13 protein-coding genes are annotated in these 13,562 nt (G+C 73.8%); 7 read left to right on the forward strand and 6 right to left on the reverse strand.

The window, feature by feature from the left end:
* The first annotated feature begins 315 nt into the window (after positions 1 to 315).
* Complete coding sequence (locus KM933_RS11295) at positions 316 to 828, forward strand: hypothetical protein (protein ID WP_221350877.1); 513 nt, start codon at positions 316 to 318, stop codon at positions 826 to 828.
* A 42-nt stretch (positions 829 to 870) separates the two neighbouring features.
* Here KM933_RS11295 and KM933_RS11300 read toward each other — a convergent pair whose 3' ends face one another.
* A complete protein-coding gene (locus tag KM933_RS11300) occupies positions 871 to 1,143 on the reverse strand; it encodes a hypothetical protein (RefSeq protein WP_221350879.1) in 273 nt (90 codons plus the stop codon).
* A 349-nt stretch (positions 1,144 to 1,492) separates the two neighbouring features.
* Between KM933_RS11300 and KM933_RS11305 the strand changes: the two genes are divergently transcribed.
* Complete coding sequence (locus KM933_RS11305) at positions 1,493 to 3,157, forward strand: alkaline phosphatase D family protein (RefSeq protein WP_221350882.1); 1,665 nt, start codon at positions 1,493 to 1,495, stop codon at positions 3,155 to 3,157.
* 289 nt (positions 3,158 to 3,446) lie between these two features.
* Positions 3,447 to 4,820 carry a carbohydrate-binding protein gene (locus KM933_RS11310; RefSeq protein WP_221350884.1) on the forward strand — a complete coding sequence of 458 codons (1,374 nt, stop codon included), beginning with the start codon at positions 3,447 to 3,449 and terminating at the stop codon, positions 4,818 to 4,820.
* A gap of 96 nt (positions 4,821 to 4,916) precedes the next feature.
* Here KM933_RS11310 and KM933_RS11315 read toward each other — a convergent pair whose 3' ends face one another.
* Genes KM933_RS11315 through KM933_RS11335 form a run of 5 tightly spaced genes read right to left on the reverse strand, consistent with a single transcriptional unit; the run spans position 4,917 to position 8,825 of the window.
* Positions 4,917 to 6,002, reverse strand: coding sequence for a serine hydrolase domain-containing protein (locus KM933_RS11315; protein WP_221350886.1), 1,086 nt, complete (start codon positions 6,000 to 6,002; stop codon positions 4,917 to 4,919).
* Positions 5,999 to 6,922 carry a DUF6895 family protein gene (locus KM933_RS11320; protein ID WP_221350888.1) on the reverse strand — a complete coding sequence of 308 codons (924 nt, stop codon included), beginning with the start codon at positions 6,920 to 6,922 and terminating at the stop codon, positions 5,999 to 6,001. Before KM933_RS11320 ends, KM933_RS11315 begins: the two co-directional genes overlap by 4 nt.
* Complete coding sequence (locus KM933_RS11325; protein WP_260333383.1) at positions 6,919 to 7,884, reverse strand: DUF6895 family protein; 966 nt, start codon at positions 7,882 to 7,884, stop codon at positions 6,919 to 6,921. The genes KM933_RS11320 and KM933_RS11325 overlap by 4 nt, the downstream gene beginning before the upstream one ends.
* 35 nt (positions 7,885 to 7,919) lie before the next feature.
* Positions 7,920 to 8,630, reverse strand: coding sequence for a hypothetical protein (locus KM933_RS11330; RefSeq protein WP_221350890.1), 711 nt, complete (start codon positions 8,628 to 8,630; stop codon positions 7,920 to 7,922).
* A 12-nt stretch (positions 8,631 to 8,642) separates the two neighbouring features.
* Complete coding sequence (locus KM933_RS11335; RefSeq protein WP_221350892.1) at positions 8,643 to 8,825, reverse strand: hypothetical protein; 183 nt, start codon at positions 8,823 to 8,825, stop codon at positions 8,643 to 8,645.
* 285 nt (positions 8,826 to 9,110) lie between these two features.
* Here KM933_RS11335 and KM933_RS11340 point away from each other — a divergent pair, with 285 nt between their 5' ends.
* From KM933_RS11340 to KM933_RS11355, 4 genes are all read left to right on the forward strand, one after another.
* Positions 9,111 to 9,536, forward strand: a complete 426-nt coding sequence (locus tag KM933_RS11340; protein ID WP_221350894.1) for a DUF6003 family protein — start codon at positions 9,111 to 9,113, stop codon at positions 9,534 to 9,536.
* 128 nt (positions 9,537 to 9,664) lie between these two features.
* A complete protein-coding gene (locus KM933_RS11345) occupies positions 9,665 to 10,336 on the forward strand; it encodes a (2Fe-2S)-binding protein (protein ID WP_221350896.1) in 672 nt (223 codons plus the stop codon).
* Positions 10,333 to 11,334 (forward strand): FAD binding domain-containing protein, encoded by a 1,002-nt coding sequence (locus KM933_RS11350; RefSeq protein WP_221350898.1) that lies wholly within the window; start codon positions 10,333 to 10,335, stop codon positions 11,332 to 11,334. The genes KM933_RS11345 and KM933_RS11350 overlap by 4 nt, the downstream gene beginning before the upstream one ends.
* Positions 11,335 to 11,427: 93 nt before the next feature.
* Positions 11,428 to 13,533, forward strand: a complete 2,106-nt coding sequence (locus KM933_RS11355) for a xanthine dehydrogenase family protein molybdopterin-binding subunit (RefSeq protein WP_221350899.1) — start codon at positions 11,428 to 11,430, stop codon at positions 13,531 to 13,533.
* The last annotated feature ends 29 nt before the right edge of the window (positions 13,534 to 13,562 follow it).

Consider the following 13,562-nt stretch of genomic DNA (forward strand, 5'->3'; position numbering starts at 1 on the left):
GTGGTGTGCGACTACTCACGGGGGTGTTGCCGTACACCTGTGCGAGAACCGGGGGGTGCTTTCCGTGAGGTTCCGCTCCAGGCGGTCATCACTGTGTGTTGCGCGTCGCGGGGCGGCCGTCGTCCGCCGGGGACCGGCCCGCCGGGCAACCTCCGGACATCTCGCGAGTCCTCCTTGCGGGGGTGTCACGGGAGCGGAAGAACGGATCGCCCGTTTCCTGCGGGAGCCGGCCGGCCCGGCGACGCCGCGGCGCTGGTGCGGCTGCTCGGCGATCCGGGTGAAACGGTGTGGGGACACGCCCGGAACCCGGTGCGCATGTCCCTCCGCAACCCGGCCGTCCGGGCCGAGCTGATCCTTACGGCCTGCGAAGGCGGGAGCGCCGCCCGTGCGAGGGCCCTGGACATGCCGTCGCCCGAACACACCGGGCCGCTGCTCGATCCACTGCTCGCCGGACTGGCCGATCCGTCCCCCGTGGTGCGGGACGCCGGGGCGGGGCGGCTGCTGAGCTGGGAACCGCCCTCGGTGAGGGACGTCCTGGTCGCGGCCCTGCGGGCGGAGCGGGACCCGGAGGTGGCGGGGACGCTGCTGAGCGGGTTCGGGTGGCGCGGGGAGCACCGGGTGGCGGACCTCGCGGTGCGGTGGCCGCGCGACCCCGTGGCCGGGCGGCGGACGGCGCGCTGCCCCCGGTCGGCGACGCGGTCCGCGACCGGCTCACCGCGTTCACCACCGACGTCCCTCCCGCCCTGCGCCGCGCCGCCACCGAACTTCTCGACGCGTTGGCCGCGAGCCGTGCGGAACGACGCCGGACCCGATCGCAGCCCCGGCTGAGCAGCCGCAGTCGCTAGCTGAAGCCGAAGCCGGGCCGTCCGGTCAGACCCGCGCCCGTCGGCGGATGGTGACCACGCGCAGCCCCAGGGCGACGGCCAGCAGGACCCAGGCCACGGCGGAATAGACCCAGTCGGTCGTCCCGTTCGTGGCGCCGACGACGCTCCACACCGCCCACAGGGCCAGCACGGTGCACAGCGCGGTCCACGCGATGTCCATGAGGCGGACCCGCAGTTGCCCGCGCTGCCTGGTGCCGCGCTCCAGGGTGCCCAGCTCGGACACCTCGGTCGTCTCCGGTACTCCGCCTCGCGCTGTCATGACGCGCCTCCCTTTCCGCTCGTGTCCCGCTCGCCCGTACGTCCGCGTGTGTTCGCGTGTGTTCGCGCGGTGCCGCCGTGCTCCTACGGTGTTTGCGCCTACCCCCGGCCACGGCCCACAACCTGCCAAGACTTCTCCGGCAAACGGAAGTTCGCAGTCCGGGCGCGCGGCGCCACCGGGTGGCGCCGCGGAACGACCCCGCACGTCCGCCGCGCGGAGGCTCACCGGGCCCCGCGCCTGCCGGATTTGTGAGCTTTATCTGTTTAGCATGCAGTGATCCACACGCCGCGGTCCCCGCCGCACGCAGTCCGTGGGTCCGCTGTGCCGTCAACCGCGAAAGGAGGCCTCTATGGCCCCGGCAGGCCGTCGCAGAGCGCTGACGCAGGACACCTCGTCACGACACGACCCCGAATTGCGTGCCGCCGCCCGGCATTTCGGACGACGCCGCTTCTTCTCGGTCACCGCCGCGGCCGCCGCCCTCGCCTTCGCCGCCGACCTGCCCGCCCGGGGCGTGGCCGCGGGCACCGAGCTCGACGCGGCCAGGATCCCCGACGACCCGTTCACGCTCGGCATCGCCTCCGGAGACCCCCTGCCCGGCTCCGTGGTGCTGTGGAGCCGGCTCGCGCCCGACCCGTACGAGCCGGACGGCGGCCTGCCCGGGCAGTACGTGCCCGTCCAGTGGGAGCTGGCCGCCGACGAGCGCTTCGCCACGATCGTCCGCAGGGGCCTGGCCATTGCCTATCCGGAGTACAACCACAGCCTGCACGTCGAGGTCGAAGGTCTGGAGCCCGGCCGCGTCTACTACTACCGGTTCAGGGCCGGCAGCTGGATCAGCGGCACCGGCCGCACCCGCACGGCACCCGCCACCACGGCCGCCGCCGCGGAACTCACGTACGCGGCCGTGGCCTGCCAGGCCTACCACGACGGGTACTTCACGGTGCACCGTCATCTGGCCCAGGACGACGTCGACGTGGTCTTCCACCTCGGCGACTACCTGTACGAGTACGCCGTGAACTCCGCGGGCGGCGCACGCGAGTACACCGACCGGAAACTGCCCGACCTCTTCAACCGCGAGGCCAGGACCCTCGACGACTACCGGCTGCGCTACGCCCTCTACAAGAGCGATCCGGACCTCCGGGCGGCGCACGCGGCGCACCCGTTCGTCGTCACCTGGGACGACCACGAGACCGAGAACAACTACGCGGGCGCGATCAGCGAGAACAACGACCCGCCGCAGGAGTTCCTGCTGCGGCGCGCGGCCGCCTACCGTGCCTACTGGGAGAACCAGCCCCTGCGCGGCGCGCAGCAGCCCAGCGGCCCGGACATGCAGCTCTACCGCCGGCTCCGGTGGGGCACGCTCGCGCAGTTCGACGTCCTGGACACCCGGCAGTACCGCTCCGACCAGGCGTACGGGGACACCCTGCACCCGCCCGGCCCCGAGTCGGACGACCCGGCGCGCACGATCACGGGGGCGACGCAGGAGAGGTGGCTGATCGACGGCTGGCGCGACTCGGGCGCCCTGTGGAACGTCATGACGCAGCAGGTCTGCTTCTCGCAGCGCAGGTTCGACGTCGGCGACGGGGCGAGGACGTCCATGGACGCCTGGGACGGCTACCGGGCCTCGCGGCGGCGGGTCCTCGACGGCGCGAAGTCGGCCGGGGTCGACAACCTGGTGGTCATGACGGGGGACGTGCACGTCGGGTACGCCTTCGACATCAAGGAGGACTTCGACGACCCGGCGTCCACGACGCTGGGCTCGGAGATCGTCGCCACCTCGGTGGCGAGCGGCAAGGACGGCGCGGAGAAGCCGGGCAACTGGGACACGTACATGAAGGCCAACCCGCATCTGAAGTTCTACAACGGCCGGCGCGGCTACGTACGGGTCACCGTGGACCGGCAGCAGGCGCGGGCCGACTACCGGACGGTCCCGGCCGTGACGACGCCGGGCGCGCCGGTCACGACCGCCGCGTCCTTCGTGACCGAGGCGGGCAGACCGGGCCTCGAACCCGTCTGACGGGGGGCGCCCCACTCGCCGGGGTTCTCCCGGAAGGGCCCGCCGGACGTCAGTACCCGGTGGGCCGGTCCCCCGGCATCCGGTACTCCGGCCTCCGGTACTCCGCCGGGCGGGTTCTTCGTGTGGTCCCGAAGCGTCGAACCGGGGACGAACGGACATGTTCCGGAACCGTGTCGGCAAGGTCTAGGTTCCCGTCGCCCTTCCGCCGCCGAGTCCCGGGCCCCCTGGCCCCCGAGCCCCGAGCCCTTGAGCCCCGAGCCCCCGAGCCCCGAGAACGAGGAGTCACCCGATGGCCCACCGACACGTCCGCGCGACCGCCCGGACCGCCGCCCTGACCACGTTCGGCGCACTCGTGCTCACGGGACTGCCGGCGGTCGCGGCCGACGAGCCGCCCGCGCCGGCGATCTCCTCCGCCGCGCAGACGCTCGGCGCCGACAAGCCGTCGCCGGCCCTCCTGCGCGCGCTCCGGCGCGACCTGGGGCTGACGGACGCCCAGGCGAAGGCGCGGCTGGTGAACGAGGCGGAGGCGGGGACGCGCGCCGGCCGGATCCAGAACGCGCTGGGCAAGCGCTTCGCGGGCGCCTGGGTGCACGGCACGACCTCCGCCGGCCTGACCGTCGCGACCACCGACGCCGCGGGTGTCGCCGCCATCGAGGCCGACGGGGCGCAGGCGAAGGTCGTCGAGAACGCCCTTGAGGACCTGTCGACCGCCAGGGCGAAACTGGACTCAGCCGCCGCCGCGGTGGCGGGCAGGGGCCTCGACACACCGGTCCGGTACGTCGACGTACGGACCAACCGGGTGACGGTGCAGGCGACGAGCGCCGCGGCCGCCGACCGGCTCGTCGCCGCCGCCAGGATCGACCGGCGGCTCGTGGACATCAAGGTGTCGGCGGACCGGCCGCGCGCCCTGTACGACGTCCGGGGCGGCGACGCGTACCACATCGACGAGAAGGCCCGCTGCTCGGTCGGGTTCTCCGTGACCAAGGAGGAGCGACAGGGGTTCGCCAGCGCAGGCCACTGCGGGAAGCCGGGTGCCAGGACCACCGGCTTCAACAAGGTCGCGCAGGGCACCTTCGAGGCATCGGTCTTCCCCGGCAAGGACATGTCCTGGGTGAGCGTCAACAGCGAGTGGACCGCCACCCCCACCGTCAAGGGCGAGGGGGATACGGACGTCCAGGTCACCGGCTCGGTGGAGGGGCTCGTGGGCGCGGCGATCTGCCGGTCCGGCTCCACCAGCGGCTGGCACTGCGGACAGATCGAGCAGCACAACACCAGCGTGAGCTACGCGGAGGGCGACATCAACGGGGTGACGCGCACGTCGGTGTGCGCGGAGCCCGGCGACTCCGGAGGGCCTTACCTCTCCGGCACCCAGGCCCAGGGCGTCACGTCCGGCGGATCCGGTGACTGCAAGAACGGCGGCACCACCTTCCACCAGCCCGTCAACCCGCTGCTGACGGAGTTCGGGCTCACGCTGAAGACCGCCGGCGGCGAGGGTACGCCCGGAGCCCAGGACGGCCCCCCGGACAGCTGGAGCGCGGGCAGGGTCTACGGGACCGGCGTACGGGTGACCTACGACGGCGTGACCTACGCGTGCCTGCAGCCGCACCAGGCGCAGGGCGGCTGGCGGCCCGCTCTGACGCCGGCCCTGTGGCAGCGGGTCTGACCCGCACCGCATTGCCGCGGGGAGGGGCCCGGGTCGGTGGACCCGGGCCCCTCCCCGCTCCGCGGCCGTGGTCGCGGTCGTGGTCCGGCCCGCGGCTCACTCCGCCAGCAGCGCGTACGCCGTCGCCACGAACGTCTCCCCGGAACGGAAGCGGCGGTTGCACACGGCGGCCAGCGCCGTTCCGGTGTCGGGCCGGAACCCCAGGAACGCCTGCTGGCCGAGGGTGGCCCCGCAGTGGAAGTACAGGGGACCGTGCTCGGTGACGTGCTGGAACCAGCCCACCGTGTGCAGGTGCCGGTGTCCCCGGCCGCGCCGCAGGACCGGGCGGCGCACCGCCCGCAGCGCCCCGGCCAGGGGCCGGCCCGACGGCTCCAGATGGGCTTCGAGGAACGTCAGCAGGTCGTGGGGGGTGGTTCGGACGGCGCCCGCCGACCGGAAGCCGCCGACGGCCAGCGGGGGCGTGGGCGTCACGCCGTCCTCGCGGTGCCCGGTCGCGTCGGTGTCCGCACCGCCGGCCCGCAGGGCGGTGCCGCCCAGCCCCAGCGGCCGCAGCACCCGGCCGGTGAGCAGGTCGTCCCAGGGGGTCGCGGTGGCGGCGGCCAGCGCGTGGCCGAGCACGGCGACACCGAAGTTGGAGTAGTGCCAGCGGGTGCCGGGCCGGCGGCGCTGCCGGCGGCGCAGGAAGGCGTCGACCACCCGCTGGTCCGGATAGCCGGCGTAGGGGTTGGCGCGGTGCCCGGGCAGGACCCGCGGGAAGAAGTCGACGGGCAGGGCGGGCAGTCCGGACGTGTGGGTGACCAGGTGGGCGAGGGTGACGGGGTTCCTGCCGACGCGGCGGCCCCGGTCGAGACAGGCGGCGGCGGGCTCACCCGCGGACAGGACGCCCGACTCGGTCAGCTGGGCCAGGAGCAGTCCGGTGAACGTCTTGGAGGCCGAGCCGATCTCGTAGCGCAGCCGGTCGCGGGGCACGGGCGGGGGCGGCCCGGTGCCGCCGCAGCGCACGGTCCGCCGGCCGTCCTGGGAGAGGGCGAGGACGACGTCGGGCGCGCCCACGGTGCTGATGGCGTCGTCGAGCCGCCGCCGCACGGCCCCGTCGTCAGGCCGTGTCCGTGGCGACGGGCGCCGGGGCGGGAGTACGCCGGTGACGTGGAACGGATCGCCGGGCCAGGGCCGGGACGTCATGCCGGCGCGTGGGTCAGCCGCGTCAGGGCGCGGGAGGTGGCCAGCGTGGAGGCGAAGGCGGCGACCAGCGTCGGATGATAGACGAGGTCGAACAGCTCGTCGGGGTCCTCGTCGTCGGGCATGGTGCGCACGGCCGGCACCGCGCCGTCGGGTTGCTGGGCGGCGGCGAGCCCCTCCCAGGCGCGCTCGTCCAGGGTGGGGCGCGGCAGGCACGCGTCGACGGCGAGCAGTTCGCCTAGCAGGTCCCAGCGCCGCAGGTCGAGCCAGTCGTCCAGCCAGGCCGGCAGCCAGGTGGCCAGATAGTCGGCGAGGGGTGTCGGCAGGCCGCCGGGCTCCTCCCCCCAGTCGGTGAGGTGGAAGACCGTGTGCGTGATGTCGTAGGCGAGGTGGCCTTCCACGGTCCAGGGTTCGGGTGTGCGCCCCAGCCAGGTCCTGCCGACGACCTCGGACTCCGGCGGCTGGGGAGGCAGTCCGAAACGGCGCTGGAAGGCGGACAGCCCGAGGCGGCGCACCGGCGACAACTCGTGGGCGGCGTAGCTCTCCAGACGATGGTTGAACCGGAAGGTCTGCTCGATCCCCGGGTGGCTGTAGCCCAGCTCCTTGAAGGGAAGGTAGACCTCGAAGGGGACGGGGGAGAAGGGTTCGAGGCGCTGGCCGTGGACCAGCATCCGGCCGCCGTCCAGCGTGTGGGCCCAGGCGTGGTCGAGCAACTGCCGTGCCAGCTGTGTCTGACGGGACCCGGCTACCCCTTCGCGGAACAGCACTTTGCAGATGACGGCCAGTTCCCCGACCGGCTTGAACCGCTCCAGGAAGCCGACCTCCGGGTCGACGTCCTCCTCCAGGCGGAACCCGGCGCGGTGGGCGTGCAGCCACTCCAGGGCGCCGGTCCCGACGGTGTGGATGAGACGGGTGTCGGTCATCTCGTCCTTCCTCGCCCCGCCCGCCCCGGACGCGCCGCGTGTCCGGAGGCGTGCGGTTCCCGTGCCGCACCGGGGTTCCCGGTGCTCCCGGTGCTCTCGTCCAGATGGCGGGCGGTGAGCACGGCGGCGTAGGCCGTCATCAGGGTCGAGTGGTAGCAGCCGCTGAAATCCCGCGCGACCGGACGGCCCTCCCGTCCGGCGCCCTCCTCCGGGACGGCCCCGGCCGTGTCCTGCGCCCGCGCGAGTTTCGTCCAGGACTCCCGCAGCATCGCCCGGTCCGGGGGACCGGGCAGGATGCCGGCCACGGCCAGCAGCTCGCAGCTCAGATCCCACCGCTCATGCTCCAGACAGGTGTCCAGCCAGGGCGGGAGCCACTGCCGGAGGTAGTCGGCGATGCGCGGGGGAACGCCCTGCGGAGCGAGGCCCCAGTCGCTGAGATGGAAGATCACGTGGGTGAGCGTGTAGCCGGCGTCCCGTTCGAACGTCCATGGCTCCGGCAGCCCGCTCAGCCAGGTGTGCCGCAGTGCCTGTGACACCTCGCCGTGCTGGGGGATGCCGCTGCGGCGCTCGGAGTTGAGGACGCCGAGGCGGCGGTTGGGCTGCTGCTCCGTCACCTGCCAGCTGCGGGTGCTGGCCACCGTCGCGGTGGCCCTCTCGTAACCGGGGTGACGCAGCCCGGCGGACGCGAACGCCGCGTAGATCTCCAGGGGATACGTCGCGAAGGGTTCCAGACGTTGCAGCTCGGCGAAGAGGTCGCCGTTCCTGACCTGCTGCCATGCGAAGGCCAGCAGGTCACAGGCGGTCTCGTGGAGCGGGCCGCCCGGTTCTGTGTGCCTGCGGATACTGACACACACCTGCGTCAGTTCGCCCAGGGGCTTCCAGGTGGAGTTCACGCTGCCGTGCTCGGCGAGCGCGTCCTCGCCGAGCACGAACGCGTCGCGGTGGGCGGACAGCCAGGACATCGCGGCCTCGCCCAGACCCCGGACGTCGCGCGCCCTCACACCAGCACCCCGGCCCGCATCAGCCGCGCCGCCTCCACCTGCAGGGCCACGCGTGGATCGTCCCCGCCCATCTGCGCCACGAACTCGAGTCCGGTCAGCAGGCCGAGCGTTTCCGGGACGCCGTCGAGGAGGACCAGCCAGCGTCCCGCTCCCGCTGCCTGCAGCCAGTCCCGGCGACGGACCGCGCGGACGAACCCCCGGGCGACGTCGACCGGGCGGCCGCGGGCGACGCGGGCCACCGCGCAGTCCGCACCGGGAGTCGCGAGGGGGGCCAGCACGGCGAGTTGATGCGTCAGCGACTGCCACGGGGCGTCGTCGAGCCAGGTCGCCCGGGGTTCCGCCTCGTGACGGGAGGTGCCGTCGAAGGACGCACCCAGTCGAAGGAGTGTCCGCTGCATGGCCCAGTGGCTCCACACCGAAGCGGGAGAGGCGTTCTCGGCGGGCGGGTACGCGTGCACGGCCCGGCTGAACACGGCGAGGTCGTCGGGATCGGGAGACGTACGGCGCAGGACGCTCGGCAGGACGGCGTCGGCCCCCACCACCCGTACGGCGGCGAGGCCCGGGCCGTCGGTCGTGTCGGGGCCGTCGGCCCCCGTGACACTGCCGGCCAAGCGGAAGGGGCCCCCGCTCCGAAGAGCGGAGACCAATTCCAGGGTGAGGCCCTGCACCGCGTCCGCCAAAGGGGTCGAAGTGCCTGATCGCTCCATATGACTGTCCCGTCAGCCCTTCTTCGGACGAGGGGTCGGAGGTGACAGCAGCAGCTGCGTCTTGGCGTCCAGCAGGGCGAGTGCGGCGCACTGGCGGCTGTCACGGTAGGAGCCGTCGGCCTCGATCGGGTCGAGAGCTGCCTCGACCTCCTGGATGTCGATGGACTGGTCGGTCAGGAACTCGGTGGAGTACATACCACCATCTCCTTTACGAGGGACGTGTTCTTCTCCGGTATGAGTGACCCCTTTCTGGTGACTTATTCATAATAATTCGATTTGTCCTTTTAGTATGGTGTTCAATCTTCTGCTGCCGGACTGCTGCCGGACTGCTGCCGGACTGCTGCCGGACTGCTGTCGGGCCGCTGCCGGACCGTCGCCGACCGGCCCGGCGGCCCGGTGACTCGACCGGGTGAGAGCGCGGTAATCCGGGTGCGGCGGGGTAAAGGGGGGTCGATCAGCCCCATTGAGAAGGAGCCGAGGATGACTGACGACGCCTATCTGTTCCTGCTTGACGACGCGTCCGTGCGGCTCGGCGTGTCGCCGGCCGCCGTCGGTGACCTCGCCTGCATGGAGACGACCGCGGTACGCGCGTGGCTGGAGGCCCAGGGCAGCACGCCCACCGCACCGGAACTGCGCCTGCTGCCGCCGGAGGAGACGGGAGCCCTTCCCGAGGGCGCGGAGCGGCTGCCCGTGCCGCTGAGCGACGAGGAGCTGAGCCGCGTACGCCAGCAGTCCGGTCCGGAGGTGCTGGCCCGGGTCGAGCAGGAGCTGCTGTCCTACCGCGACTGCGCGGACGGCCGGGACGGCCTGATCGGGCGGGCGCTGGCCGCGGGCGTGCCGCCGCACCGCATCGTGGAACTGACCGGGGAGGACCCGGCGACGGTGACGGCGGCGGCCGCAGGCTGACGACGGGACGAAGGGGCGAAGGTCCGGAGACGCCCCGGGGGGCGTGCGCGTGCGGGAACGAGCGGCGGGCCGCAGCCTGGATACGTAGGTCGCGTGGTCCCGAGTGCCGTCGGAAGGTCATGGACAGTATGGGCAGCCGAAATGACAGCGCGGGTGCGGACGACGGGGCGGGCCGCCCCGGGAACGGGCGCGGCGCCGCGCCCGGGGAGCCACCGGACCCGGCCGGCGGTACCGGCCCGGCCGGGCGCTCCGCGGCGCGGCACGGCACCTCCCGGCCCCCCGGCCGCCACCACTCCGAGGTGACGCTGCGGGTGAACGGCACACCGCGCACCCTCACCGTCGACCACCGCTCCGTCCTGCTGGACGTGCTGCGCGAACGGCTGGACCTCGTCGGGGCCAAGAAGGGCTGCGACCACGGCCAGTGCGGTTCCTGCACGGTCCTGGTGGACGGCCGCCGGGTGAACAGCTGTCTGCTGCCCGCCGTGGCCCTGGACGGCTGCGACATCACGACGGTGGAAGGACTCGCCGACGGCGGGGCACCGCACCCGCTCCAGCAGGCATTCCTGGACCGCGACGCCTTCCAGTGCGGCTACTGCACACCGGGCCAGCTCTGCAGCGCCGTCGGCGCGGTGGCCGAGGCCGAGGCCGGCCACCCCTCCCTCGTGACCGACCCCGGCGCGCCGTCCGGCCGGCCCGTCCCGCTCGGCCCGGACGAGATCCGCGAGCGGCTCAGCGGCAACCTCTGCCGCTGCGGCGCCTACCCGAACATCGTGCGGGCCGTCGAGGACGTGATCCGGTGAAACCCTTCGCCTACGCGCGTGCCGCGACCGTCGAGGAGGCCGCCGGGCTGTACGCGGCGCACCCCGGCGCCCGCTACCTCGGCGGCGGCACCAACCTCGTCGACCTGATGAAGCTCGGCGTGGAGGAACCGGCCGCCCTCGTCGACGTCAGCCGGCTGCCCCTCGACACGGTGGACGAGCTGCCCGACGGATCGGTACGGGTCGGCGCCACGGTCCGCAACAGCGACCTCGCCGCCCACCCCACCGTGCGCGACCGCTATCCGGCACTCTCGCAGGCGCTGCTGGCCGGGGCCTCCGGACAGCTCCGCAACGCGGCCACCACCGGCGGCAACCTCCTCCAGCGCACCCGCTGCCCGTACTTCCAGGACACGGACAAGCCCTGCAACAAGCGCGTTCCCGGTTCCGGCTGTGCCGCCCGGGACGGCGCGCACCGCGACCACGCGGTGCTCGGGCACTCCCCGCAGTGCATCGCCACGCACCCGTCGGACCTGGCTGTGGCGCTGGCCGCGCTGGACGCGCGGGTCGAGCTGTACGGGGCCGGCGGGGCGCGGACCGTGCCCGCCGCCGAGTTCCACCGGCTGCCCGGGGACCGTCCCGAACAGGACACGGAGATCCGCCCCGGCGAGCTGATCACCGGGGTGGTCCTGCCGGCGGCCCCGGCCGGGCTGCCCTCGCTCTACCGCAAGGCGCGCGACCGGGCCTCGTACGCCTTCGCCCTCGCCTCCGTCGCCGCGGTGCTCGGCGTCGAGGGCGGCGTCGTCCGGCACGTCGGGATCGCCTTCGGGGCCCTCGCGCACCGCCCCTGGCGGGCCCGGCGGGCGGAACGGGCGCTGCTGGGCGCCGCTCCCACGACGGCGGCGTTCGAGCGGGCCGCGGATCTCGAACTCGCCGCCGCCGAACCGTTGCGGGACAACGCCTACAAGGTGCGACTGGCCCGCAACCTCGCGGTCGACGCCCTGGAACGGCTCGCGCACGGCTCACCGCGCACCGGGAACTGAACGCGCGCCCCACCGGACGCGGTACGCGGTACACAGAACACGGACGCAGGACGCAGGACGCAGGACGTGAAGGCACACCACAGGAGGACCAGCATGGCCGACACCGGTACCGCGCTGGGCGCGCCCGCCGAGCGCCGGGAGGGCCGGGACAAGGTCACCGGCAGCGCCCGTTACGCCGCCGAGCAGAACATCCCCGGCCGCGTCCACGCCTGGCCGGTGGCCGCCGGGATCACCCGCGGGACGATCCGCGCGATCGACACCGGGACCGCCCTGGCCCTGCCCGGTGTCCTCGCGGTCCTCACCCACGACGACGCGCCCCGGCTGGCTCCCGCGGACGACCCCACGCTCGCCGTCCTGCAGGACCGCCGCGTGCCGCACCACGGCTGGTTCGTCGCCCTCGTGGTCGCCGAGACGCTGGAGGAGGCCCGGGCCGGCGCCGCCGCGGTCCGCGTCGAGTACGACGTCGAGGAACACGACGTGACCCTGACCGAGGACCACCCGGGCGCCTACACACCCGAGCAGGCCAACGGCGGGAACCCCGCGCACCGCGAACAGGGCCATCCCGAGGAGGCGTTCGCGACCGCGGACGTGCGCGTCGACGCCCGCTACCGGATCCCCCCGCTGCACAACCACCCCATGGAACCGCACGCGGCCACCGCCCACCGGAGCGGCGGCAGGCTCCTCGTGCACGACTCCAGTCAGGGCGCCACGACCGTCCGCGCCACCCTCGCGTCGCTGTTCCGGCTCCCCGAGGACGACATCACCGTCGTCAGCGAGCACGTCGGCGGCGGGTTCGGGTCCAAGGGAACCCCGCGCCCCCACGTGGTGCTCGCCGTGATGGCGGCACTGCGGACCGGCCGTCCCGTCACGGTCGCACTGCCCCGGCGCCTCCTGCCCGACGCCGTCGGCCACCGGGCGCCCACCCTGCACCGGTTCCGCCTGGGCGCCGCCGCGGACGGGACCCTCGTCTCGTCCCTGCACGAGGTCACCACCCACACCTCGCGCATCAAGGAGTTCGTCGAGCAGGCCGCCGTACCGAGCCGGATCATGTACGCGGCGCCCCACCGGCTCACCACCCACCGCGTGGTGCCCCTGGACGTGCCCAGCCCGTCCTGGATGCGCGCGCCGGGCGAGGCACCGGGCATGTACGCCCTGGAGTCGGCCATGGACGAACTCGCCGTCGCGACGGGCCTGGACCCGGTGGAACTGCGCATCGTCAACGAACCGGACACCGACCCCGACAGCGGAAAGCCGTTCAGCAGCCGCCACCTGATCGAATGCCTGCGCGAGGGCGCCCGGCGCTTCGGCTGGGCACAGCGGGACCCCCGCCCCCGGTCCCGCACCGAGGGCCCCCTCCTCGTCGGCACGGGCGTGGCCTCCGCCACCTATCCGGTGATGGTCAGCCCGGCCCGGGCTTCGGCCCACGCCCTGCCCGACGGCCGTTTCGCCGTCCGGATCAACGCCACGGACATCGGCACCGGCGCCCGCACCGTCCTCGCCCAGATCGCCGCCGACGCCCTCGGCGTACCCCTGGACCGGGTACGCGCCGAAGTGGGCAGCAGCGACCTGCCCCCGGCCCCGCTGGCCGGCGGGTCGTCCGGTACGGCGTCCTGGGGCTGGGCCGTCCACGAGGCGTGCACGCGACTGGCCGCGCTGCTGGCCGCGCACACCGGGCCGCTCCCGGACGGCGGGCTGCGGGCCCACGCCGACACGGCGGGCAGCGCGGACGCCGGGAGCGACTGGGCCCGGCACGCCTTCGGCGCCCACTTCGCCGAGGTCACGGTCGACACGGTGAGCGGGGAGGTCCGGGTACGCCGCCTGCTGGGCGTGTACGCCGCCGGACGCATCCTCAACGCCCGTACCGCCCGCTCCCAGTTCATCGGCGCCATGACCATGGGCCTGGGCATGGCGCTGACCGAGGGGAGCACCATGGACGCCGCGTCCGGCGACTTCGTGGAGTCCGACCTGGCCTCCTACCACGTCCCGGTCCACGCCGACGTGCCCGACATCGAGGCGCACTGGATCGACGAGGACGATCCCCACCTCAACCCGATGGGCAGCAAGGGCATCGGCGAGATCGGCATCGTCGGCACGGCGGCCGCCATCGGCAACGCCGTCCACCACGCCGCGGGCGTCCGGTACCGCGAACTGCCCCTGACCCCGGACCGGGTACTGGAGGGCCTGGCAGGCCCGCTCTGACGGTACCGGCCCGCTCCGACCGTACCGGC

It is taken from the genome of Streptomyces beigongshangae (genome assembly GCF_019710745.1).
Classification (GTDB): Bacteria; Actinomycetota; Actinomycetes; order Streptomycetales; family Streptomycetaceae; genus Streptomyces; species Streptomyces beigongshangae.

What these genes read in the sequence shown, in the direction of transcription:
- KM933_RS11295 (WP_221350877.1), top strand. Translation starts at nt 316, where the DNA reads ATGTCCCTCCGCAACCCGGCCGTCCGGGCCGAGCTGATCCTTACGGCC.
- KM933_RS11300 (WP_221350879.1), bottom strand. Translation starts at nt 1,143, where the DNA reads ATGACAGCGCGAGGCGGAGTACCGGAGACGACCGAGGTGTCCGAGCTG.
- KM933_RS11305 (WP_221350882.1), top strand. Translation starts at nt 1,493, where the DNA reads ATGGCCCCGGCAGGCCGTCGCAGAGCGCTGACGCAGGACACCTCGTCA.
- KM933_RS11310 (WP_221350884.1), top strand. Translation starts at nt 3,447, where the DNA reads ATGGCCCACCGACACGTCCGCGCGACCGCCCGGACCGCCGCCCTGACC.
- KM933_RS11315 (WP_221350886.1), bottom strand. Translation starts at nt 6,002, where the DNA reads ATGACGTCCCGGCCCTGGCCCGGCGATCCGTTCCACGTCACCGGCGTA.
- KM933_RS11320 (WP_221350888.1), bottom strand. Translation starts at nt 6,922, where the DNA reads ATGACCGACACCCGTCTCATCCACACCGTCGGGACCGGCGCCCTGGAG.
- KM933_RS11325 (WP_260333383.1), bottom strand. Translation starts at nt 7,884, where the DNA reads ATGTCCTGGCTGTCCGCCCACCGCGACGCGTTCGTGCTCGGCGAGGAC.
- KM933_RS11330 (WP_221350890.1), bottom strand. Translation starts at nt 8,630, where the DNA reads ATGGAGCGATCAGGCACTTCGACCCCTTTGGCGGACGCGGTGCAGGGC.
- KM933_RS11335 (WP_221350892.1), bottom strand. Translation starts at nt 8,825, where the DNA reads ATGTACTCCACCGAGTTCCTGACCGACCAGTCCATCGACATCCAGGAG.
- KM933_RS11340 (WP_221350894.1), top strand. Translation starts at nt 9,111, where the DNA reads ATGACTGACGACGCCTATCTGTTCCTGCTTGACGACGCGTCCGTGCGG.
- KM933_RS11345 (WP_221350896.1), top strand. Translation starts at nt 9,665, where the DNA reads ATGGGCAGCCGAAATGACAGCGCGGGTGCGGACGACGGGGCGGGCCGC.
- KM933_RS11355 (WP_221350899.1), top strand. Translation starts at nt 11,428, where the DNA reads ATGGCCGACACCGGTACCGCGCTGGGCGCGCCCGCCGAGCGCCGGGAG.